At 62.0% G+C, this 23,319-nt stretch carries 18 protein-coding genes; 10 read left to right on the top strand and 8 right to left on the bottom strand.

Annotated elements, in window-relative coordinates:
• The first annotated feature begins 2 nt into the window (after positions 1-2).
• The 4 genes from FO488_RS08915 (at position 3) to FO488_RS08900 (ending at position 3,186) form a co-directional block, all read left to right on the top strand.
• Entirely contained in the window at positions 3-731 is a 729-nt protein-coding gene (locus FO488_RS08915) for an ABC transporter ATP-binding protein (protein ID WP_149210239.1), read from the top strand.
• Positions 731-1,729, top strand: coding sequence for a hypothetical protein (locus FO488_RS08910; RefSeq protein WP_240732264.1), 999 nt, complete (start codon positions 731-733; stop codon positions 1,727-1,729). Before FO488_RS08915 ends, FO488_RS08910 begins: the two co-directional genes overlap by 1 nt.
• Positions 1,730-1,845: 116 nt before the next feature.
• On the top strand, positions 1,846-2,793 hold the full coding sequence (locus FO488_RS08905) for a class 1 fructose-bisphosphatase (protein ID WP_149210237.1): 948 nt from the start codon (positions 1,846-1,848) through the stop codon (positions 2,791-2,793).
• Positions 2,794-2,841: 48 nt separating this feature from the next.
• Positions 2,842-3,186 carry a hypothetical protein gene (locus FO488_RS08900; RefSeq protein ID WP_240732227.1) on the top strand — a complete coding sequence of 115 codons (345 nt, stop codon included), beginning with the start codon at positions 2,842-2,844 and terminating at the stop codon, positions 3,184-3,186.
• Positions 3,187-3,277: 91 nt separating this feature from the next.
• Here the strand turns inward: FO488_RS08900 and FO488_RS08895 are convergent, their stop codons facing one another.
• Positions 3,278-4,324 (bottom strand): HD-GYP domain-containing protein, encoded by a 1,047-nt coding sequence (locus tag FO488_RS08895; protein ID WP_149210236.1) that lies wholly within the window; start codon positions 4,322-4,324, stop codon positions 3,278-3,280.
• Positions 4,321-6,120 carry an ATP-binding protein gene (locus FO488_RS08890; protein WP_205743388.1) on the bottom strand — a complete coding sequence of 600 codons (1,800 nt, stop codon included), beginning with the start codon at positions 6,118-6,120 and terminating at the stop codon, positions 4,321-4,323. Before FO488_RS08890 ends, FO488_RS08895 begins: the two co-directional genes overlap by 4 nt.
• A 244-nt stretch (positions 6,121-6,364) precedes the next feature.
• On the opposite strand from FO488_RS08890, the gene FO488_RS08885 reads away from it, so the two are divergent.
• The 3 genes from FO488_RS08885 to hisS all read left to right on the top strand — a co-directional run bounded on the left by FO488_RS08885 (position 6,365) and on the right by hisS (position 11,522).
• The gene (locus FO488_RS08885) at positions 6,365-8,776 is read left to right on the top strand and encodes a DNA internalization-related competence protein ComEC/Rec2 (RefSeq protein ID WP_149210234.1); all 2,412 of its coding nucleotides are present in this window, start codon (positions 6,365-6,367) and stop codon (positions 8,774-8,776) included.
• A 94-nt stretch (positions 8,777-8,870) separates the two neighbouring features.
• Complete coding sequence (locus FO488_RS08880) at positions 8,871-10,232, top strand: diguanylate cyclase (protein ID WP_149210233.1); 1,362 nt, start codon at positions 8,871-8,873, stop codon at positions 10,230-10,232.
• A gap of 45 nt (positions 10,233-10,277) precedes the next feature.
• Positions 10,278-11,522, top strand: coding sequence for a histidine--tRNA ligase (hisS, locus tag FO488_RS08875; protein WP_149210232.1), 1,245 nt, complete (start codon positions 10,278-10,280; stop codon positions 11,520-11,522).
• A 124-nt stretch (positions 11,523-11,646) separates the two neighbouring features.
• Here the strand turns inward: hisS and FO488_RS08870 are convergent, their stop codons facing one another.
• The 3 genes from FO488_RS08870 to nadB are packed head-to-tail and all read right to left on the bottom strand — an operon-like array spanning position 11,647 to position 13,839.
• The gene (locus FO488_RS08870; protein ID WP_149210231.1) at positions 11,647-11,856 is read right to left on the bottom strand and encodes a hypothetical protein; all 210 of its coding nucleotides are present in this window, start codon (positions 11,854-11,856) and stop codon (positions 11,647-11,649) included.
• Positions 11,857-11,902: 46 nt separating this feature from the next.
• On the bottom strand, positions 11,903-12,184 hold the full coding sequence (locus FO488_RS08865) for a chorismate mutase (protein WP_149210230.1): 282 nt from the start codon (positions 12,182-12,184) through the stop codon (positions 11,903-11,905).
• Positions 12,185-12,237: 53 nt separating this feature from the next.
• Entirely contained in the window at positions 12,238-13,839 is a 1,602-nt protein-coding gene (nadB, locus tag FO488_RS08860; RefSeq protein ID WP_149210229.1) for an L-aspartate oxidase, read from the bottom strand.
• A 422-nt stretch (positions 13,840-14,261) separates the two neighbouring features.
• On the opposite strand from nadB, the gene FO488_RS08855 reads away from it, so the two are divergent.
• The 3 genes from FO488_RS08855 to FO488_RS08845 all read left to right on the top strand — a co-directional run bounded on the left by FO488_RS08855 (position 14,262) and on the right by FO488_RS08845 (position 16,998).
• Complete coding sequence (locus FO488_RS08855) at positions 14,262-14,741, top strand: pyridoxamine 5'-phosphate oxidase family protein (RefSeq protein ID WP_168205953.1); 480 nt, start codon at positions 14,262-14,264, stop codon at positions 14,739-14,741.
• Positions 14,742-14,783: 42 nt separating this feature from the next.
• On the top strand, positions 14,784-15,383 hold the full coding sequence (locus FO488_RS08850; RefSeq protein ID WP_149210227.1) for a hypothetical protein: 600 nt from the start codon (positions 14,784-14,786) through the stop codon (positions 15,381-15,383).
• Positions 15,384-15,468: 85 nt separating this feature from the next.
• Positions 15,469-16,998, top strand: coding sequence for a carotenoid oxygenase family protein (locus tag FO488_RS08845; protein WP_240732226.1), 1,530 nt, complete (start codon positions 15,469-15,471; stop codon positions 16,996-16,998).
• A 220-nt stretch (positions 16,999-17,218) separates the two neighbouring features.
• On the opposite strand, the gene clpB is transcribed toward FO488_RS08845, so the two are convergent.
• From clpB to FO488_RS08830, 3 genes are all read right to left on the bottom strand, one after another.
• A complete protein-coding gene (gene clpB / locus FO488_RS08840; RefSeq protein ID WP_149210226.1) occupies positions 17,219-19,864 on the bottom strand; it encodes an ATP-dependent chaperone ClpB in 2,646 nt (881 codons plus the stop codon).
• 92 nt (positions 19,865-19,956) lie between these two features.
• On the bottom strand, positions 19,957-21,117 hold the full coding sequence (locus tag FO488_RS08835; protein WP_149210225.1) for an HD-GYP domain-containing protein: 1,161 nt from the start codon (positions 21,115-21,117) through the stop codon (positions 19,957-19,959).
• Positions 21,110-23,290: a HEAT repeat domain-containing protein gene (locus tag FO488_RS08830; protein WP_149210224.1), complete on the bottom strand. Its 2,181-nt coding sequence runs from the start codon at positions 23,288-23,290 to the stop codon at positions 21,110-21,112. Before FO488_RS08830 ends, FO488_RS08835 begins: the two co-directional genes overlap by 8 nt.
• Positions 23,291-23,319 lie beyond the last annotated feature (29 nt).

Genomic DNA, 23,319 nt, shown 5'->3' with positions numbered 1-23,319 from the left:
CCGTGATAGAACTTTCCCATGTGACCAAGAGCTTCAACATCGGCAGGAGCAACCAGTTCACCGCCGTCGACGACGTCAGCCTGACCATCGGATCGGGGCAGCTTACGATCTTCAAGGGCCCGAGCGGCTCCGGCAAGACCACGCTCCTCTCCCTGGTCGGCTGCATGAGCCGCCCCAGTTCGGGGCGCATCCGCCTGCACGGCATCCGCCCGGCATTTCTCGCACCCCAGGAGGGGGACGGCGGCTTCGACATCTCCAGCCTGCCCGAGCGCTTCCTGACCGAAATCAGGCGCACCACCTTCGGCTTCATCTTTCAGCAGTTCAATCTGGTGCGGGGCATCTCCGTGCTGGAGAACGTCATGCTCCCCGCCTATCCGACCCCTGAAAGCCATGCCGTCTTCCAGGCGCGCGCCCGGGAACTGCTGCAGCTCTTCGCCATAGGGCGCCACGCCTCGTCACGGGTGGAATTGCTTTCGGGCGGCGAACTTCAGCGGGTGGCCATTGCCAGGGCGCTGATCAACAACCCGGCGGTGATCATCGCCGACGAACCGACCGCACACCTGGACAGCAAGCTTTCCCGGGAGTTCATGGAGATCGTCGCCCTGTTCAAGACCCAGGGCAAGACCGTGCTGATCGCCAGCCACGACCCCATCGCCTGCGATTCCCGCCTGGCCGACCGGGTCGTGGAGATGCGGGACGGCCGCACCCACCCCGGCGGGACGGAATCGTGATGCAGCACCCCGCCATAGTGGCGCTCCTGGTCTCGTCGTTTTTGATTGCCGGCATGGTGCTCTCTGCGGCCTGGCACGGGGTCGGCATCATGCGCGCCTGGGATCTGCGCAGCGGCAGCGAACGCCAGGTGCGGCTGGAGCGGCGCACCTACCTGGTTTCGTCCATCCTGGGCTACGCCCTGGCCTTTCAGGCGCTCTCCCTGTTTCTGTTCATCCTCACCGCCGACACGCTGCACAGCCAGTTTACCGGCGCCATGTGCGCGGCCGGCAGCCTCAACGCAAACGGCTACGGCTATCCGACGCTTTTCCTGAAGATCGCCACCTGCCTCCTGGCCGGGGTGTGGCTGGTCATCAACCATGTGGATACCCGCGGCTACGACTACCCCCTCATCAAGGCCAAATACGCTCTCCTCGTCACCCTGCTGGCGCCGCTGGTGCTCGTCGAGACCTCTGTGCACTACCGCTATTTCCGGGGGCTGCACGCGGATGTGATCACGTCCTGCTGCGGCAGCCTGTTCGGCACCGGCACAGGAAGCATCGGCAGGGACCTCGCCGGGTTGCCGGCCGCCCCCATGGTATGGGTGTACTACTCCTGCCTGGCCGTGGCCCTGGCCAGCAGTCTTTACGTCGTCAAGCGGGGCCGTGGAGGCTATTTCTTTTCCGCCGTAAGCGCAGTCATGTTCGTTGTTTCCGCCGCATCCCTGGTTTCCTTCATCGGCCTCTACGTCTATGAGCTGCCGTCCCATCACTGCCCGTTCTGCATGCTGCAGCAGGAGTACGGTTACGTGGGATACGCCTTCTACGGGACCCTCTTCGGCGGCGGGGTGGCGGGGCTGGGGGCAGGGGCGCTGACGCCGTTTCGGCGCCACGCCTCCCTTGCGCGCATCATTCCGGCGACCCAGCGCCGGCTCGCCGCGTTTGCGCTGGGGTCGTACCTGCTGTTTGCCCTCATCGCCTCATCCTATCTTGTTTTTTCGCCACTTCGGCTTTTTCATTAGCTTTTTTGCCGTCAAGGCCCGGTTCTCCGGGCTTTTAGTATTGCTAAAAACGGCTGATTACAGTATGGTTGCAGGGTTGCAACATTCACATTATTTGACTCAATGCGGAGGTCGGCATGCCCAGCGAACCAGGAAAAACCAAATTTCAGATAGATCTGCGCGCGCATCTGCGCGAACAGAACATCAGCGACAATTTGGTTCATCTGATCTGTGAAATCGCCGAAGCAAGCAAATATGTCATCAATGCCGTGCGTACCGGCGATCTGGGGGTGGCCGGCACCTCGAACCTCTACGGCGAGGAACAGTTGGCCCTGGACGTGCTCTCCGACCGCATCATGCGCAAGCGCCTGATCCATTCCGGCGTGGTGTGCAACATCGCTTCCGAGGAGATGGAGGAAATCTACCAGGTCACCAGCAATCCCCAGGGGATGTTCTCGGTGGCGTACGATCCCCTGGACGGTTCATCCCTGGTGGATGTGAACCTGGCCGTGGGTACCATTGTGGGCATCTATCAGGGGTGCGACCTGCTCCAGCCGGGGCGCAAGATGGTCGGCGCCATGTATATCCTCTACGGGCCGCGGGTTTCCCTGGTTTACTCCATCGGCAAGGGGGTCTACGAATTTACTATGAACCAGTTGATGGAGTTCACCCTGACCAGGGAGAACGTCCGGATGAAACCGAGCGGGGATATCTACGCCCCGGGCGGTCTGCGCAAGAAATACACGGAAGAAAACGAACTCTTCATCCGCCACCTGGAGGACAAAGGCTCGAAATTGCGTTATTCCGGCGGCTTTGTACCGGATATCAACCAGGTGCTGATGAAAGGGAAGGGGATCTTCATGTACCCGTCCCTCACGGACAGCCCCAACGGCAAACTGCGCCTGCTGTTCGAACTCAACCCCATGGCGTATCTCATCGAACAGGCTGGCGGAGCCGCCACCAACGGCACGATTCCCATCCTGGACATCATGCCGGAAGGTCTGGACCAGCGCGCCCCGGTTTACATCGGGAGCCGCGAGGATGTGGAAAAGGCCGGAGAGTTCCTGAATGGCGGCCATGCCTAGTCCCCAAGAGCCGTACGCAGGGGGCTTGAGAGAACAAGTGAAGCAACCGTGAAGAACACTAAGGGGAGGCGGGTCGTGCCGGGCAAAGACGACATCGAGGAAAGCGTAACGGGAAAACCGGTACAGCGGCTGTGCAGCGAGATCCAGCTGTTCGATCTGTGCGAGCGGGAGCGGTGCGATTACAAGCAGGACCGTTTCTGCACCAACGAGGATCTGCTGGTGCGCTTCGAACGCATCTCCGAAAAGGACGACACGCGCCCTGCGGCGGTTGGCTCCTACCGGCCCGAAGGCCAGGAGGACGGGGACGACCTGGATGAGGATGTCTATGGCGAGGATGATGCCCTGGACGACCGGGACGACGATGATCTGGACGGGGGCTGGGAGGACGACTGACCGGAAGCGCCCGCCCGGGGACAGGTGCTGGAACGAAAAAAAGAGGGGAATGGCTCATGCCGTTCCCCTCTTTCCGTACAATCTCATGGCGTCAGATAAAGTTTTTGCCGGCGCACTCTTCCCACTGGCTGCGGGTCAGGGAAAGAAAGAGGTCGGCGATGTCGGGATCGAACTGGCTGCCGCGGAAGGTGCGCACCTCGCTGGTGACGGCATCGAACGGGAGCGCCTTCCGGTAGGGGCGGTCCGAGGTCATGGCGTCCAGGGTGTCCACCACGGCGAAGATCCGCGAACCGATGGGGATCTGTTCGCCTTTGAGCCCCTTGGGATACCCGGTGCCGTCGAAACGCTCGTGATGGGTGAGAATGATCTCGGCCGGGCCCTTCAGAAATCCGATTTCGGACAGGATGGCATAGCCCACCTGGGGATGGCGGCGCATCTCGACCCATTCGCTGTCGTTCAGCGCGCCCGGCTTGAGCAGGATATTGTCCGAAATGCCGATCTTGCCGATGTCGTGGAGCAGTGCCCCCTTGGCCAGCTGTTCGAGATCGTTGCCATGGATACCCAACTTGGCGGCCATGAGCGAGGTGTAGTTCATCACCCGCTCCGAATGGGAGCCGACCTCTTTTTCCCGGGCGTCCAGGGCCTTGACCAGGGCGGTCAGGGTGTGGTCATAGGCTTTATGCAACTCGTTCATGGTGCGGCGAATCTGTTCGGTCTGTTCCAGGACCTTGAATTCGAGGCTTATCTGGTAGTTTTTCTTTTCGATGGCCAGATTGCGCTTCTCCAGGAGGTTCTTGACCGTCAGGAACACGCGGTTGATGCTGAAGGGCTTGGAGATGTAATCGTCCGCGCCGAGGTGGATGAACTCCAGCGCGGTGTTCATGTCGGAGAGCCCGGTGACCATCAGCACCGCGATGTCGGCATCGACCTTCTTGATGTCCCGCAGCAGATCGACGCCGCTTCTGCCCGGCATCATGATGTCGGATATGACCAGTACGATCGGGTGTTCGCTCAGAATGGTGAACGCCTCATCCACGTTGGCTGCCAGGTGGCAGGCATAGCCTTCCTGGAGGAGGGCCGAGGCAAGCAGTTCTCTGATCATTTCCTCGTCATCGACAATCAGGATGTGTTCATTCATGAAAGGTCTCCGTTCGTTTCGCTCCAGGGGGTAGGTCTGATGTGTTCGGTAACGATCTGCGTCAGCTCAAGCGGGTTGTACGGTTTCATGATAAAGCTCGGGCGTTCGGCGGGAGAAACCGGGACGCTGCGCTGCATCTCCGAGTATCCCGACATGAAAACGACCTTCAGCTCCGGATGGGAGTCACGCATGATTTTCGCCATTTCCGGGCCGGTCATCCCGGGCATGACCACATCCGAGAGGAGCAGATCGATCCTGTGGCCGTGAAGTTCGAACAGGTGCAGTGCCTCCCGGGGGGTGGCGGCCGTCAACACCTCGAACCCGCACGATGTGAGGGTGGCGGCGGACAGTTCGAGCACGGACGGCTCGTCTTCCACGACCAGAATGAGGCCGGTCGTTCCCTGAGCGGCCCGGTGCGCCACGGGGGCGGCCAGGGGAGGGTGTGCCTGGGCATGATCGTGGCATTTGGGCAGATAGACGCGGAATTCCGATCCCATGCCGATTTCCGTCAGTACCTGGATATGGCCGCCGCTCTGTTTGACGATGCCGTACACCGTGGCAAGCCCCAATCCCGTGCCGGAGCCCTGTTCCTTGGTGGTAAAGAAGGGCTCGAAGATCCTGCCGACGATCTCGTCGGCGATCCCCATGCCGTTGTCCGCGACGGAAATGACGATGAAGTCTTCCGGCGCGCTATCGCCCTGCCGACGGAGGAAGGTGTCGTCGCTGCCGCAGCCGGCGGTCTCGATCGTGATGGCGCCGCCCCGCTCGATGGCGTCGCGGGCATTGATGACGAGATTCATGACGATCTGCTCTATCTGCCCCGGGTCGGCCTTGATCAGGCCCACATCGCTTGAAAGCTTCGTGTCGAGGGCGATGTTTTCTCCGATCAGCCGGCAAAGAATCTCCTGAAGGCCGGTTATGAAGGAGTTGACATGGATCTGGTGGGGAGCGATGATCTGCCGGCGGCTGAAGGTCAGGAGCTGCCGGATAAGCGTTGTGGCACGCTCCCCGGCGTTGAGTATCTGCCCGGCCTCCCGGCTCATCGCCGAATCCGGGTCGAGCTTCTGGAGCAGCAGGGTGCTATAACCGTTGATCACGGTCAACAGGTTGTTGAAGTCATGGGCGATCCCCCCCGCCAATTGTCCGATGGCCTCCATTTTCTGGGCCTGGCGCGCCTGTTCCATGGCAGCCTTGCGGCCGAGTTCCGCTTTGGCGATGCCCACGGCCATGGCGCAGGTCTGGGCGTAATGTTCGAGTTCGGCAACATCCTCCGCCAGATAATCGCTGTCCTTGTTCGCCAGGCAGAGCATGCCGACCACGGTGGTGCCCATCTTGAGCGGTATGCCCATGAAACGGCTCAGAAGGGGAGAGCAGATCGGACAGGCGCAGGGTATCCAGCGGGGATGGGCCGGGGAATCCATGACAACGCTCAAGCCCCCCTCCGCGGCGGCAAAAAAGATCGAGGGGTGACGTTTCATCTCATAGCTGCCGTGGCGACGGATTTCGTACTGGATATCGCGGAAGCAGCGCACGTCGGAAACCGGGTCAAACGACGCCAACGACAACGCCTGGACCGAGGCACTGCCGTTGGGAAGCAACTCGTAGAGCATCCCGAAAGGGGAATTGGTGACCGCCATGGAGGCGTCGAGCAGGATCGAAGCCATCTGGCTGACGCTGCCGGATTCGATGAAACGCAGGTTTGCAGCGGTAATCGCCTCGGCCAGGGTGAGCCGCCGGCGCTGGCTGATCTCGGCGTACCGGTAGGAGCGCCTCAATTCCGCGGCAGCCAGAACCATCGATTTTGTGGAATGAGACTGATCAGGGATCATGGATCCTCGGGTCTTTCTTCGCGCCGGCGGTATTCACCTTTACATATCTACCATCCAATCGCCATGTTTTCAAGTGGCCGGCACGATATTGTATCTCCCGCGGTATTCTGGTATCGTTTTCGACGTGATCCTGCGGTCAGTGCCCGGGATGCCGGAAATCTTCGTCTGGAGATGAACCGATGTATTACCGCTCACCAGCTGCGCCCCCTCCATGCTCCGACGCCATCCGCTGCTGATACCCTTTTGGGCGATGGCTGCCGGGCTCTGCCTGGCGGACAGCCGGGCCGTGACCGTGCCGCTTGGCCTTCCGGCAGCTCTTTTCTGTTGCCTGCTGCTCAGTTGCCTGATACGGAACCGCGTCCCCCTTCTCCTCTGCTCCGCCGCCTTCTTCTTCACCTTCGGGGTCCTCGCCCTGGAGCCTTACACGAAGCCCGCCGTCCCGGCAGACGATATACGCAATTTTGCCGCCCGCACCCCGGTCATTGTGGAGGGGATCGTGGATTCGCGGCCAACGGCCACGTCCCGCGGGTGCAGTTTCGTGGTGCGGGTTGAAGGGGTCGTCAGGGAAGGGCGCCCCGTCCCGACGTGCGGCAGGATGATGCTCTTCGTGGACGGGGGCGACCCCGGTCTGGCGCGGGGCGACCGGGTCCGGTGCGCCGCGCGAATTGCCACCCCCCATCGGCTCGGGCTCCCCGGTGAATTCGACTATGCGCGCCACCTGGCCTATCGGGAGGTCTCGGCCACGGGGCGGGTCGCCGCGCCGGAGGGGATCATCCTGATCCGCGGCGCGGCGGAGGATTCGTTCCTGCGGCGTACGGACCTTGTTGCACGCCGTCTCGGCGATTTCATCAGGGATGCGGTGCCGGATCGGGAACGGTCATCGGTTCTGGCCGCCCTCCTGGTCGGCGACCAGAAAGGCATCCCCGACGACCTGAACGACGCCTACACGAGGGCCGGCGTCAACCATATCCTCTCCATCTCCGGGTTTCATGTGGGCATCATCGCCTGGTTCATGGTCATGGCCACCCTGTTTGTGGCGACCCGTTCCGAATTTCTGGCGCTCCGCCTCGACCTGCGCCGGACGGCGCTCCTGATCGCGCTGCCGGCCATGCTGCTCTATCTCTTTCTCTCCGGCGCCGCTCCGGCGACCTCCCGCTCGGTCATCATGCTGGCAACCTTTGTCCTGGCGCTCCATGCCGAACGGGAAACCGATCCGCTCAATGCCTTGCTGCTCGCGGCCTTTCTTCTGGTCGTGCTCGCGCCACCCAGCCTGTTCGACCTCTCCTTTCAGCTTTCCTTCCTGGCCCTGTGGGGCATCGTCATCGTCGTCCCCCCGGTCATGGAGCGCATCAGGGGGGTGCCGAGGGCCTGGCAGCGCAACCTGGTGCAATTTGTCGCCGCATCCCTCGCCGCGACGGGCGCCACCATGGTCCCGGTCCTGTTCTATTTCGACCAGGCCTCCCTCAACGGCGTCCTCTCCAACTTCCTGATCGTGCCGATCCTGGGCTATGGCGCGGTGCTGGTCGGTTCCTGCGCCCTGCCGTTCGTGTACCTCTTCCCGCCCGCGGCCTGGGGGCTCTTATGGTGCGCGGCACAGCTTACCGCACTCTCCAACCGGTTGGTGACGCTGTTCGCCCGGCTGCCGCTCTTATCCTTCCACGGCATTACCCGTCTGGACATGGCATGCTGTATCTGCTTCATGGTGCTGGTCAGCTTTCTGCGCCGTTCCCGGAGGGCGGCGGCACTCTGCGCCCTGCCTCCCCTGCTGGCGGTTGCGGCGCATGTGACTACTCCGGCCGCGGCCGACGGCCGCCTGCATATCACCATGCTCAGCGTGGGGCAGGGGGAGTCGCTGCTGGTCCGTTCCCCCGGCGGCGAGACCATGCTGGTGGACGGGGGAGGGTATCTGCACGACACCGGCCGCGACTTCGGCCGCCACATCCTGGGGCCGGCCCTGTGGAAACTCGGCGTGCGCAGCATCGACCATCTGGTGCTGACCCACAGCCACCCCGACCACATGGGCGGCATGCCGTTCCTTGTCCGGACCTTCCCGGTGCGTGAATTCTGGGAACCGTTCCAGGGAGGCGCCGGAGATGAGTATGAACGGCTGCAGGCCGCCTTGGCCGAGCGGCACGTTCCGGCCCGGCGCCTGGCCGCGGGCGATACATTCGCCTTTGCCGACGGTGTCGAGGTGACGGTGCTCTCCCCGCCGCGGGGCGGACCCTCCCGGCGACCGGCCGACGACGAGATGGGGATGAACGACGAATCGCTGGTGTTCCGGCTCCGTTATCGCTCGTTCAGCATGCTTTTCACTGCCGATGCCGGGTTCCCCGCCGAGGAGCGCCTGCTGGCGGACAGGGTGCCGCTGGCCTCCACCGTGCTCAAGGCGGGGCATCACGGCAGCCGTTTTTCCACGTCGGAGGCGCTGCTCGACACGGTTTCGCCATCCCTGGTCCTGATCTCGGCCGGCCGCGACAACAGCTTCGGGCTTCCGGCCCGGCAGACCCTGGAACGCCTGAACCGGCGCGGCATCCGCACCTGGCGCACGGACCGGGACGGCACCATAGAACTGACCAGCGACGGGGAGGGGTGGAGCGTCAACGCCCCCTATGGTGCAAAATGATTGTGCAGCAACAGGATAAAGCAATTTGACATGCCTTGCGTAAATGCGGTAAAGAGATAGGGACGGCATTTTCATGCATCCACGGGCCCACGTCATGGAAAGAATTCTCATTATAGAAGACGACCGTTTCTTTCGCGAGGCCTTCTCCGACTTGCTGCACAAGGAGGGGTATGCGGTGGATTGCGCCTGCGGCGGTGGGGAAGGGCTGGAGATGCTGGCCGGGAACCGCTACGACCTGGTGATTACCGACCTGATCATGCCCGAGGTGGACGGCATGGAGGTGTTGTCCCGCGTCAAGGGGTTCAATCCCGATATCGACGTCATCATGGTGACCGGCGACACCAATCTGGAATCGGCCATTTTCGCCCTCAAGCACGGGGCGCGGGATTATCTGCTCAAGCCGGTCAATCCCGACGAGTTCCGTCATTCCGTTGCCTTGTGCATACAGCAGCGCAGGCTTTTGAACGAAAACGAAGAACTCAAGAAGATGGTGAGCCTGTTTCAGGTCAGCCAGACCATTGCCAGCTGCCTTGAACTGGAACGGATCTACCATCTCATGGTCGAGGCCCTGGCGCGCGAGATCGGCGTTGGCCGCTATCTCGGTTTTTTCCAGGCCGACAACCGGCTTGACCTGAAAGAGGTGCGCGGGCTTACCCCCGAGAGCGCCGAGCACTACCGCGAGATCGTTCTGGCAGCGCTCCCGGGGAACCTGCCGACGAACCACCAGATCGACATGCTCGCGCTTCCCGGCGAGGCGGGCGACGGCATCGAAGAGGCCTGCCTGATATATGTCTGCAACAGGGGGCAGTTCCACGGCGTGATCGTGCTTTTCAACGAGCCGGGCCGCCGCCTGTCCAACATCCAGCTTGAACGGAAAAATATCCTCTTCCTGCTGGAGCAGTCTTCGCAGGCCTTCGAGAATGCCGAGACCTATTCCCGGGCCAAGGACATGCTCTTCATCGACGACTTAAGCGGCCTGTTCAACCACCGCTACCTGGAGGTCGCCCTCAACCAGGAGCTGAAGCGGGCCGAGCGCTATTCGTCGCACCTCGCCGTTCTGTTTCTCGATATCGACTCCTTCAAGAGCGTGAACGACACCTATGGCCACCTGGTGGGAAGCCAGGTCCTGCGGGAAATGGGGGCCCTGGCACAGAAGTCGGTGCGCGAGGTCGACGTGGTGATCCGCTATGGCGGCGACGAGTTCACGATCCTTTTGGTGGAAACCGGATGCGATATCGCCCTCATGGTGGCCGAACGTATCCGGCAGCGGGTCGAATCGCACGTATTCCTTGCGGCGGAAGGCTACAATATCCGCCTGACCTGCAGCATCGGTTACGCCTGTTGCCCCGATGACACCCTGTCCAAGTACGAACTTCTGGAAATGGCCGACAAGGCCATGTACTCCAGCAAGTCCAGCGGCAAGAACTGCGTCAGCCATTTTCTGCTCACTTCCTGACCCCGTTCCCCACACGTTATTTATCTCAGCAACCCGAGGATACCCATGTCCATTACGGCAATCAAAGGATTCAACGACATCCTTCCGACGGAATCGGATCGATGGCAGTATATAGAACAGGCCGCACGCCGCGTTTTCGAACTGAACGGCTTTTCCGAAATACGCGTGCCGATCATGGAAAAGACCGAGCTGTTCTGCCGCTCCATCGGCGACGCCACGGACATCGTCGAGAAGGAGATGTACACCTTCACCGACAAGGGCGACAACAGCGTCACCCTGCGCCCCGAGGGAACGGCCAGCGTCATGCGGGCCTTTATCGAGCACAAGCTCTATGCCCAGGACCCGGTAGCCAAGCTGTACTACCTGGGCCCCATGTTCCGTTACGAGCGTCCGCAGAAGGGGCGCTACCGCCAGTTCCACCAGATCGGCGCGGAAATCACCGGCGTCAATGCCCCCCTGGCCGATGCCCAGGTGCTGAACATGCTGGTGCAGTTCTTCCGGGAAATCGGCCTGGACGAACCGTCCCTGCAGATAAATTCCCTGGGGTGTCCCGAATGCCGGCCCGCGTACCGGGCGGCGCTGGTGGCATTCCTTGAAGAGCGCCTGGAGCTCCTCTGCGAAGATTGCAAACGGCGCTTCACCACGAACCCGCTGCGCACCCTGGACTGCAAGGTGCCGGGTTGCGCCGAGGCTACCGCCGGCGCGCCCTCCATGCTGGACCATCTCTGCGGGGCCTGCTCCGACCACTTTGTCAGCGTCAGAAGCTATCTGGACGCCACCGCCACCCCCTACGCCATCAACCCCCGCATGGTGCGCGGCCTGGATTACTACACCCGCACCACCTTCGAACTGGTGACCGGCCTTTTGGGGTCGCAGTCGGCCGTTGCGGCCGGCGGGCGCTACGACGGCCTGATCTCCCAGCTTGGCGGACCGGCCATCCCCGGCATCGGCTTTGCCATCGGCTTCGAACGCGTGGCCCTGCTTCTGGGCGACAAGGACTTTTCCCGGCAGCCCGACCTGTTCATCGCCACCATGGGGGCAGGGGAACGGGATTTTGCCTTCCGGCTGATGCATGAACTGCTGCGCTCGGGGGTGAGTGTCGAGATGGACTACGAAGGCAAAAGCCTGAAGAGCCAGATGCGCCGCGCCGACAAGCTGAGGGCCCGCTACAGCGTGGTCATCGGGGAGAACGAAATCGTCACCGGCAAGGCCGCCTTCAAGCGGATGGAGGATGGGGGGCAGGTCGAGGTGCCCCTCAAAAGCGAAGACATCAAAAATATGCTGGGCTGAGAACCACCCCGGAAACCATATGCCGCAGAGCCTCAGAGATTGGGAGATGACCATGTCACAGGGGCAACTCCTGCGCGGTTTTCTCCGCGTCTCCGCGTCTCCGTGGCAGGCCTGCCGTTCACATTCAGTCGTCCTTCTTGATCCGCACTACCTGGCTTACGCCGGGCATGGTCTCGATTTCATGGTCGTTCAGGGTTTCCGTATCGCCAATGACGCCGATGATCGTCCGGTTGGCGCCGGTTGATTGATGAATATCGAAATCACGGGTGATGAGATACTCCTTTATCTGGTCAAGGGTCTCATCAGGTGCATTTTTTTTCATAATAATCAGCATCTTTAACCAACTCCTCTCATCCAACACTTTAAAGATTCCGAAACGGTTACGCCCCTTCTTCCTGATGGGACATGATGCGCTCCAACCGCCGCGATTCGTCCACAACCCTCTCGAACAGTCTCACAATGGCTCCGTCATCCAGGGGGCCGGGGTTTTCGTCCTTCATGCGGGCGAAGATGCGTTTCTCGCGACTCGGATCGAAGACCGGCAGGTTCAGCTCCTTTTTGAGGTGTCCGATCTCCAGGGCGAGGCGGGCGCGTTCGTTGAAGATCCGCAGCAATACATCGTCCAGCAGGTCTATCCTTGTGCGAATGTCATTGATATCCAATGGCTTCTCCTCTGTACCGTAAAGAATGGGGGATCTTCCCGTGTGGCGGAAAATCAGAACTGCTTCTTGATGAACGAGTCCTTTTTGCCGTTGACGTCATCCCGCTCCGGATAGTCGATGTTGTAGTGCAGGCCGCGGGACTCCTTGCGCATCTGGGCGCAGGTCACGATCAGCTCGGCCACGGTCGCGATATTGCGCAACTCGATCAGGTCCGATGTGACGATGAAGTTCCAGTAATACTCCTCGATCTCGTCCTGGATCAGCTTGATGCGCCGCATGGCCCGTTCCAGGCGTTTGTCGGAGCGGACGATCCCCACATAGTTCCACATGCTGCGCCGAATCTCGTCCCAGTTCTGGGAAACCACCACCATTTCATCGCTGTTTGTGGCGGTGCCCGAGTCCCACACCGGCAATTCGGGGTGGCCGTTGGGCAGCTTTTTCACCGCCTGGATGGCATGGCGGTAGGCCCTGGTGGCATAGACCGCAGCTTCCAGCAGTGAATTGCTGGCCAGGCGATTGGCCCCGTGCAGCCCGGTGAAGGCGGCCTCGCCGATGGCATACAGCCCGGGGACGTCGGTTTCGGCGTCGATGTTGACCGCTACGCCGCCGCACAGGTAGTGGGCTGCGGGCACCACCGGCAGCCATTCCCGGGTCATGTCCAGCCCGAATTCCATGCAGGTCTGGTAGATGTTGGGAAAACGGCTGCGCACGAAATCCGCCGGCTCGTGGGTGATGTCCAGGAAGACGCAGTCGTCGCCGCTGACCTTCATTTCGTGGTCAATGGCGCGGGCCACGATATCCCGGGGCGCCAGGTCCTTCAGCTTGTGGTATTTTTCCATAAAGGCCGTACCGTCCCGGCGGCGCAGGATGGCACCTTCGCCACGCACCGCCTCGGAGATCAAAAACGACTTGGCCAGGGGGTGGAAGAGGGTGGTGGGATGGAACTGCATGAACTCCATGTTGGCGATGGTGGCGCCGGCACGGTAGGCCATGGCTACCCCGTCGCCCGACGCCACATCCGGGTTGCAGGTGTACAGGTAGACCTTGCCCGCGCCGCCGCTGGCCAGCAGGGTGATCTTGGAGGAAAAGGTCTTAACCTCGCCGGCGGTGATATCCAGGGCATAGGCCCCCAGGCAGCGATTCTGCTCCAGGGGGCGGCGTTCGATCTTGGCCTGGGTGATCAGGTCCATGGCGATGTGGTGTTCGTACAGCCGAACATTGGGATGCTGGCGCACCGCCTCCACCAGGGCGCGTTCGATCTCGCGGCCGGTGATGTCCTCGGCGTGCAGGATGCGGCGGGCGCTGTGCCCCCCTTCCCGGGTCAGGTCGTAGCCATCGCTGCCGCTGCCGGTGGTAAACTTGACCCCCCATTCGATCAGGTTGCGGATGGTCTGGGGGCCTTCCTCCACCACCATGCGCACCACATCCTCATGGCAGATGCCGGCCCCGGCCACCAGGGTATCATCCACATGGGCGTCAAAGGAGTCCTCGGCGGAAAAGACCGAGGCGATGCCTCCCTGGGCATATTTGGTGGCGGATTCGGAGATGTCGCGCTTGGTGACCAGGGCGACGCTGCCGTGGTCGGCCGCCTGGAGGGCAAATGAGAGTCCGGCGATACCGCTGCCGATGACGAGGAAATCGCTTTCGATAAGCATGATGCACAGGTCCCTTCTGGTTTTGTATACGCCAAAGGGTGGAATTATTCTCCTGTGGGGGGATTTTGTCAAGGGGAGAGGGGAAGGGGCCGTTGAGCGCATCTTATGTGTACCGGGAAAATGTTTGCATCTAAATGGCGCAATCTGATGATTGCCGGATAGCGTGGTTTCTGTTTTTTTTTGTGCTAGTATAGTGAGATTGGAAGAGTGCAGATTTTTAACTATCTTAAATTACATTTAAAATTAGCAGTATACATCCCGGCATCCATATGCAGATAGAGCGGTCTGCCCTTGGCAGAGGACATTTTGTCATTACATGAGAGCTTTGTCCCATGTCAAGGACCGCCCCCACAATTCCCTTATACCGGCAATTAAACTCAGTATATTCAGTATATCCCCTGCCACCGATACGGAGTCCTCTTATGCGCAGAACCGAACGTGAAATTTCAGACCCTGCATCCATGCAGCAAGTGCTGCGAGATGCCACGGAAATGTACATCGCTCTCAACTCCGGCGAGACGCCCTACGTACTGCCGGTGAATTACGTTTATCACAACGGCTGCATCTACTTCCATTGCGCCTTGGAGGGACGGAAGCTGGACCTGCTGCGGGCGGACCCCCGCATCGGTTTTTCCACGGCCGTAGATGTCCGTGTTGAAAAGACCACCACTCGCTATCGCAGCGTGTGTGGTACAGGCGTCGGCGAACTGGTGGACGATCCCGCACTGAAAGACGAAGTCCTCCGGGTGTTCGCAGCGCGATACAACGCTCCGTGTGTTTTTCCGGTATCAGCGGAAAAATTCGCCTGTACCGGGATCGTGTGTATCCGCATCGAAACCCTCACGGGAAAACATTCCCGTCCCGGAGAGGGTCCGAGGCCGGTGCCGCATTTTGAGAGGTGAGGTCCGGCCTCGGCTCGATACTGCCGGACGAAAGGCAACGCCATGAAATCCCTGCTTTTACTGCTCTTCCTCCTGACCTTCGCCATCAACACCCTGGCAGTCGCCGCCGATGACGGGAGATGGCTGCGAAACGGCATCCCCGCGGTCAATTCCGAGGCCAGCAAAACGGTCAACGGCTTTGGCGCGTCCGTGCTCATCACCGCCGATCCTGATTGGGAAAGCACATGGAACACCCCTTCGGAGGCTGTCCCGAGTTTTTTGGTGGTCCAGAATCTCAAGAGGGGCGAGCAGGCGTCCATACTGGTCTTTTTCGCCAATCCGGCTCTGGATGCCGCCGGAACGGTGGACGTGACCTTTGACCTCAAGATAACCGGGCCGGACAAGAAGGCGACCGAGAATCGCGGACTCAAGGGGTTTGCCGGCACCTTGGCCGGTCCGCCGACGCACATCTATCTTGCCGCGAACGTCGTACGTTTCGTGGGCGAGCCTGCCGACCCCCTGGGAGAGTGGGTCGTGGAGGTTGTGGTGCACGACAACCATCGCCATGTATCCATACCGCTCCGGACCAGGTTCACCCTTACGCTGACCGGCGACGAACAGTCTGCCGGCCGTAAGGCTCATTACGGCATGAGCCGGGGGTAGGGCGTCTGCAACAATGGGGAGTTCTGGGGGCAGGGGGCCTTGCCGCCTGCCTGCGCAGCGGCCCCCGTGTGGTATACTGACAGACATGATGACGCGCAGAGAGTTCCTTGCATGCAGCGGCAGCACCGCATGTGCCCTGCTGAGCGGTTGTGCCGCCAGCACCCCCCTGTCCAAGGCCGGTTTTCGCGACTTCGGCGGCCCTGATCAACCCTACCTGGGGTTGGCTACCTCGTTGCCTGAAGAGTATGATTATGCTGCGGAGGTGGAGGGGGTGATCCCGGCAGGGCTGCGCGGGACGCTCTTCCGCAACGGTCCCGGATTGTTCGACCGGGGCGGGCTGCGCAAGCGGAGCCTCCTGGATGGGGACGGGCTGATCCAGCGCTTTCATTTTCACGATCACGGGGTCCGGTTCCGCAACCGTTTCGTAGCCACCCCCAAGCTTGTGGAAGAAGCGGCGGCGGGCCGTTTTCTCTACCCCACCTGGAGCACCCTGGCCCCCGGCGGCCTGTGGAACAATTTCTGGGGACCGGGCCGCATCCATAGCCAGGCGGGTGTCACGGTGTTTCCCTGGCAAGGCAGGTTGTATGCGTTTGACGAATCATCCCTGCCGTTCGAGCTGGACCCGGTAACCCTGGAAACTCGTGGCGAATCGAGGCTTGGCATAGCCTCGGAAATCCCAGTGATCTTTGCGGCCCACGGCAAGTTCGACCCCCTGACCGGCGAATGGCTTCATTTCGGGATCCAGTACGGACGCCGGGTCTCCCTGCACCTGACCTGTTTCGCCGCCAACGGTACGCTGTCGCGGCACCGGATCATCGACCTCCCACGCTATGTCTATCTGCACGACTGGTTTGTCGCTAAAAGCCACGTGATGCTCAGTCTCCACCCGCTGGAGGTGGAGGTCTGGGGGCCGCTCCTGGGAGTCCGCAGCATCCTTGACTCGCTACGCTGGCGCCCCGAGCAGGGGAACCTGCTCCTTGTCCTGGCTCGGGACTTCAGCGGTGTGCCGCTGCTTTTTCCGACAGAGCCGTCGTTCATGTGGCATTCCGTCAATGCTTTTGAACGCGGCGATGAACTGATTGCCGATTTCGTGGGGTATGCCGATCCGGACCACCTGGTCGGCCCGGGGGCCGCGGCCAATGCGGTCATGACCGGGGGAAAAGGCAGGGGCCACACCCCGGGCCAATTGTGGCGCTACCGGATAGAATCGGGGCAAAAACGAGTAGCCAGGGAACTGCTGGCCACGGGGAATTTCGAGTGGCCGCGCATCGACGAACGCGGCCGTTGCCGGCCGAACCGTTTTGTCTGGCTCTGCGCGGCCAACCCGGACGAGTTTTTCTGGTCGGCTATCCAGCGGATTGATCTGCAATCAGGGCAGAGAACACGCTACGATTTCGGTGCAGGTTGTTACTGCGGCGAGCCGGTCTTTGTCCCCCGGAACAGCGCGGTGCCGGAGGGGAACGGCTGGGTACTCACCGAGGTCTACGACAGCCGGACCAGGAAAAGCCTGCTGGCAGTGCTGGATGGCGAGCGACTGGCCGACGGTCCGCTGGCGCGGGTGATGCTGCGGCACCATGTGCCGTTCAGTTATCACGGCTGGTGGCTGGGGAGTTGATCGGGGCGGGAATCCCGAACGAAAGAGGTACTGCTTATTGAAGGGGCATCATGCCGAGGATGGGCCGGCCCTTTTGTGGTCCGGGCAGATATTCGTGACCCATCACATGATGAGGACAACACAAGAAGCATCATTTTGTCAGCGCTCTTTTTATCTGAAACGGACAAAAGCCGGCCCTGGTTGAACAGGGACCGGCTTTTGTCCGTTGTGTGGTATGTTTTCATTGCCGGGCTATCTGCTCCACCGCCTGCCCCTGGGCACTCTCCACGCCGACCACCAGCGCCCCATCCCGCACCTCCACGCGCAGGGTGCTCCCCTCCAACCCATTGCCGGCGATGATGGCTCGCGCCACCCGGGTCTCCAATTCCCGCTGCAGATAGCGCTTGAGCGGCCGGGCACCGTAGACCGGGTCGTAGCCGGCCCGGGCGATGAAGCGCTTGGCTTCGTCGGTAATTTCCAGAGTTATGTGACGATCCTTCAGCCGTTCCTTCAACTGTTCCGCCAGGAGGTCGGCAATGCGCACCACCTCGTCCAGGTGCAGCGGCTTGAAGAGCACGATGTCGTCCACCCGGTTCAGGAACTCGGGGCGGAAGCTGGCGCGCAGTTCGTTCATCACCGCCTTGCGGGCATCCTCCCGGATCTCGCCGTCGGCGGTGATCCCCTCCAGCAGGTGGGGGGCGCCGATGTTGGAGGTCATGATAACCACCGTGTTCTTGAAGCTGACCGTGCGCCCGTGGCTGTCGGTGACCCGGCCGTCGTCCAGGATCTGCAGCAGGATGTTGAAGACATCGGGATGAGCCTTCTCGATCTCGTCGAACAGCAGCACGCTGTAGGGCTTGCGCCGCACCGCCTCGCTCAGCTGTCCCCCTTCCTCGTAGCCCACGTAGCCCGGGGGCGCGCCGATGAGGCGCGATACGGCGAACTTCTCCATGTACTCCGACATGTCGATGCGCACCAGATTCTCTTCCGAATCGAACAGGGCCGCGGCCAGGGTACGGGCCAGTTCGGTCTTGCCGACCCCGGTGGGCCCCAGGAAGATGAACGAGCCGATGGGCCGCCGCGGGTCCTTGATGCCGGACCGGGCGCGCAGCACGGCATCCGTGACCAGGCGCACCGCCTCGTCCTGGCCCACCACCCGCTGGTGCAGGATGTCCTCCAGGCGCAGCAGTTTTTCCCGTTCCCCCTCCACCAGCCGCGTGACCGGGATGCCGGTCCAGTGGGCCACGATCTCGGCGATCTCGTCTTCGGTTACCTCTTCCCGCAACAGTTTCTGCCCCCCCTGCTTTTCGTTCAGGGCAGCCTCCTCGTTCTTCAGGGCGGTCTCCAGCCCCGGCAACTCCGAGTATTTGAGCTTGGAGGCCTGTTCCAGGTTGTAGGAGCGCTCGGCCTGTTCGATGTCGCGCCGGGTCTTCTCGATCTGCTCCCGCAGCCCCTGGACGCGCTGGATGGCCACCTTTTCCGTGTCGTAGCGGGCCCGCATGGCGGTGGCCTTTTCCCGGTCCGAGGCCAGTTCCTTGCGCAGCGTCTCCAGCCGTTCCCGGCTGGCCGGGTCCTTTTCCTTCTTCAGGGCCTGCTCCTCGATCTCCAACTGCATGACCCGGCGGGAGATGGTGTCCAACTCGGAGGGGAGGGAGTCGATCTCGGTGCGCAGCATGGCGCAGGCCTCGTCCACCAGGTCGATGGCCTTGTCCGGCAGGAAACGCTCGGTGATGTAGCGGTTGGAGAGGGTGGCGGCGGCCACCAGGGCGTTGTCCTGGATCTTGACCCCGTGATGCACCTCGAAGCGCTCCCTGAGCCCCCGCAGGATGGATACCGTGTCCTCCACCGAGGGCTGTTCCACCAGCACCGGCTGGAAGCGGCGCTCCAGGGCGGCGTCCTTTTCGATGTGCTGGCGGTATTCGTCCAGGGTGGTGGCGCCGATGCAGTGCAACTCGCCCCGGGCCAGCATCGGTTTCAGCATGTTGCCGGCGTCCATGGCGCCTTCGGCCTTGCCGGCCCCCACGATGGTGTGCAGTTCGTCGATGAAGAGGATGATGTTCCCCTGGGCCTCCTTGATCTCGTTCAGCACCGCCTTGAGCCGTTCCTCGAACTCGCCGCGGTATTTGGCCCCGGCCACGAGCGACCCCATGTCCAGGGCAAAGACCGTCTTGTCCTTGAGCCCTTCCGGCACGTCGCCCCGCACGATGCGCTGGGCCAACCCCTCCACGATGGCGGTCTTGCCGACCCCCGGCTCACCGATCAGCACCGGGTTGTTCTTGGTCTTGCGCGACAGGATGCGGATCACCCGGCGGATGTCCTCGTCCCGGCCGATGACCGGGTCGAGCTTGTCGCTTTTTGCCATCTTGACCAGATCGCGGCCGTATTTCTCCAGGGCCTCGTAGCTGGCCTCCGGGTTGGCCGAGGTCACCCGCTGGTTGCCGCGCACGTCGGTCAGGGTCTTGAGGAATTTTTCCCGGTCGATGCCGGCCCGTTTGAGTATCCTGCCGGAAGGGAATTTGTCCCCTTCGCCCAGAAGTGCCGCGAAGAGGTGTTCCACCGATACGTACTCGTCCTTGAGCCGCTTGGCTTCGTTTTCTCCGGCCACCAGGATGCGCGACAGCCGCTGGGATACGTAGATCTTGCCCGGCTCGGCCCCGGGGCCCGACACGTGGGGCCGCCGGTCCAGTTCCGCCTCGACCTCCTTTTTGATCGCCTCGGGGCGGACATCCATCCGGGTCAAGAGGCGGGGCACCAGACCATCGGGCTGCTCCAGCAAGGCCCAGAGCAGGTGCTCGCCGTCCACCTCCACGTGGCCGCTGGTAACGGCCTTGTTCTGGGCCTCCGCAAAGGCTTCCTGGGATTTTTGCGTCAAACGGTTGAAGTCCATGATTCGTTCCTTCGGATAGTGAATAAAATGTGCTGCCCTACACATGGTAGGTAAGCACGGCGGCGGGGAATGTCAAGAAGGGGAGGGGGAGATTATGAGGAGCGGCGCGCCTCGACCATGCGCTTGAGGACGTTCAGGAAGTTGCGGGCCAGGAGGGGGTGGAAATCGCTCCCGGCCCGCTCCCGGATCTGGCTGACGATGGTCCGCAGGTCCACCGGGTCGCGGTACGGGCGCCGGGTCCGCATGGCATCGAAGAAATCGGAGATCATGGTGATCTGGCTGCACAGGTTGAGACGCCAGCCATCGGGCGCTTTGGGATAGCCGGAAAAATCGTGCTTCATGTGGTGTTCGTAGGCGGTCACCACCGCCAGGCGGGGGACGCCGGGAACCTCCAGGAGATGCCGGGCGCCCCGCACCGGGTGCCCCTCCAGCAGGCTGAACTCCCGGGGCGTCAACTTACCCTTCTTGATGAGGATCTCCTCGGGAATGAAGAGCTTGCCGATATCGTGCAGCATGGCTGCCATGCCGATATCGTGCAGCATCTGCCCCTCGATGCCCAGGGACATGGCCTGGGCCAGGTTGAGGATGCACACGTTGGCGGAATGGGTAAAGGTATACTCCTCGTCGCTGCGCATGGTCGCCGTGACCAGCCGGGATTCCCCCTCCCGCCTGAAAGCGGCGATGAACGCGGAGACGATCTCGACGATGCCGGCAACCTTCATCTTCTGTTTCCTTCTGAGCGCCTCGTAGATCTCCGTGAAGCGGGCCAACTCTTCGGCCGGCATGTCCCGCAGGGGGATCTCGCGTCGGCCCGCGGCTCCGGTTTCCTCCACGGAGTATTCACCGTTGCTTCCCTCCAGCAGTTCGACGCGGCCAAAGCGGATGTGCTCGCTGGAGGATAAAGCCGTTTTTGCCCCTTCCTGACTGGCCAAGGCGGCGATGAGGGCGGTGATCTCCTCGCGGCCGAGCCCCTCGACAAGCTTCACATGACCAATTCCCCTGGATGCGAGCATCTCGGCGAAGCGGTTCAGGAAGAGGCTGAAGGAGGGCGGTTCGCCGTTGATGACCAGTTCGTCTTCGATAACCGTCAACGATATCTGCGGGGAGACGCCAAGGGCGGCGCTGATGCCCTTGTAGGCCGACTCGGCCAGGCGCGCCACCTGGGGATGCCCCATGGAGTAGAGGGCGGCGTTGGCGGTTGCCGAGAGCAACGAGCGGATGGATTCCTGTATGACGAGATTTTCACTATCCATCGGATCTCATCCTGACGGCCCGCAGGGATTCGTCTGCCTGCCGCGCCAATTCGTCGCTGCCCTTGGCGATCTTTTCCAGGATCGGCAGGGCGCTTGCGGGGGGGTATCCTTCCAGGGAACGGACGATGTCGAGTTTGAGGCGGGCAAGGGCCTTGGCGCGGATCAGGTTCACGGACCCCAGCACCTTGAGCAATTCGGGGAGGGCCTCCTCCCGCCCGATCTCCTTCAGGGAGGCAATGGCGGTGCTCTTCAGCTCGATATCCAGTTGCGAAAGACCGCTTTTGGCCACAATCGCCAGAAGCTTTCTGAAAACGTCGGGGGAGCGGCTTTTTTCGGCCATGGCGATGGCGGCGAGCCTGACCTCTTTGTCGCTGCTTTCCAGGTCGCGCAGAAGCTGGCGTTCCGCCACCGGATCGTTGTAGGAAAGCAGGGTGCGCAAGGCGTCCTGCCGGACCTTGGGGTTTCTGTTCATGGCCAGGGGCCGGATGTGGGGGACGATGTCCGGGTCGTCCAGGGAGCGCAGCATGATGAGCAGGTTGCGCAGGTAATACCAGCGCTGGTCGTCGAGGCGCGCCAGGATCGACTCTTTTGCGGCAGGACCGAACCCCAGGAGGCAATCCATCATGAAGCGCCGCAGCGACATGTTTTCTTCCTCGGCCAGGTTGTCCAGAAGCGGTTCGATGAACGGGGGGCCGATGGTTTCCACCAGCAGGCGGATGTCCTCGAAGCGGCTCTTGCCCCAGGTGGTCAGGCCGTTCATGATCTCGTCCAGGAAGTCGCGGCGGCGGAAACGTTCCGCGAGGTGCTCCCGGAATGCCGGGGGGAGGGCGGGGGAGTCTGCCTGTTCGATGATCCCGAGCAGTTGATGGTAATCCCCGGTCTGGAGCAGATAACCGCACATATCCCCCAGATTCTGGGCCAAAGGCTCCATCCCGTCCGGATTGTCCGCCGCGGCCGCGAGGCGCAGGATGATCTGGCCGACATGGCTTTCCAGCCAACCGGCCTGCATGGTTTCCCGCAAGCGTTCGAGCTCCTGGCGGGGGGAGGGCATCATCCCGCCGCCAGGCCGGCACGGCCGCGCCGGCGCCCCGTCATCCTGGAATCCCTGTTCCTCCGCGGCATGCTCGCCGAAGATGATGCGCAGTTTATCCTGTGCCCCCTCTTCGGCCAGTTGGGAGAAGGAGAGCGAATCGTGGCTGCCGCTGGCTGCATGCAGGGAGAGGCGCTGCAGGAGCGTCATGACGGCGGGGGGGACCGTGACCCTGTTGCTGTCGATATCGTCCAGGATTCCCGCAATCACGTGGTCGGGCAGTTGGCCGATGATCTCTTCCAGCGCAGGGCGCGCACCCGGTTCGTCGATGGCGAAGGATTTGGAGAGTAATGTGCGGCGGAGGCCGGGGTCCAGGTGTTCCACGAAGGCGGCGATCTGTCGGCCGGGGATGCGCCGCTTGGCGCCGTCTTCCCGGTCGTTTTCTTCCGGTTCGAGCAGGTCGGCGAAGACGTCGATGTACCCGTCATCCCCGCTGGCGCCCGATTCGCGGTAGCGGCGGTTGAACGCATCGGCCAACTGCCGGGGGTCGATGCCGGCGGCGTCCGCCCCGCCGAAACCGAGCGTGCCCCCCATCAGGCCACGGGCAAAACGTTCCCAGAGCCCTTCGCCCGGTTGTCCCGTTGTCGAGGAGTCGGCCAGGGCGTCGTCCTCGGTGGCGCTGAAAAGATCGTAGCGGATGGCGCGCATGCCGAGGGCGGCGATGTGCGACTGCTCCCAGATTTTTTCGATGCCTCCCCGGGCGTTGAGCTCCTCCCGTTTGAGCCCCAGAATCAGGTTGAAGCTCCTGAGCTCTTCCACGTCCAGCCCCTTGTGGAAGATCAAGGCGCCGATGCCGTGCTCGAAAAGCACGCCGGCAAAATCGCGGAAGACAAGGTTCGATTTGTCGAGGGAGACATTTTCCACCAGCAGGGCGTTCTTTGCGGCGGCAACGACGATTTCGTCATGCCCCGCCATCAGTTTTGCATAGAGCGCCACAACCTTCTTCAGGGAGGCGTCGATGATGGGATGCCCGGCGGGATATGACCTGAAATAACGGAGCGAAATATTGAGCTCGATGATCAGGGCCGCCAGGAGCCTGGCATCGATGGCGCCGGTCGGTATGTCCAGGGGTTGCTTATTCATCTTGGGTCCGCAGAACGAACGGGAAAAGG

Origin of the sequence: Geobacter sp. FeAm09, from assembly GCF_008330225.1 — a bacterium.
Taxonomy (GTDB): domain Bacteria; phylum Desulfobacterota; class Desulfuromonadia; order Geobacterales; family Pseudopelobacteraceae; genus Oryzomonas.
The sequence above is the reverse complement of the archived record's forward strand: the minus strand, read 5'-3'. Positions and strand labels throughout refer to the sequence as shown.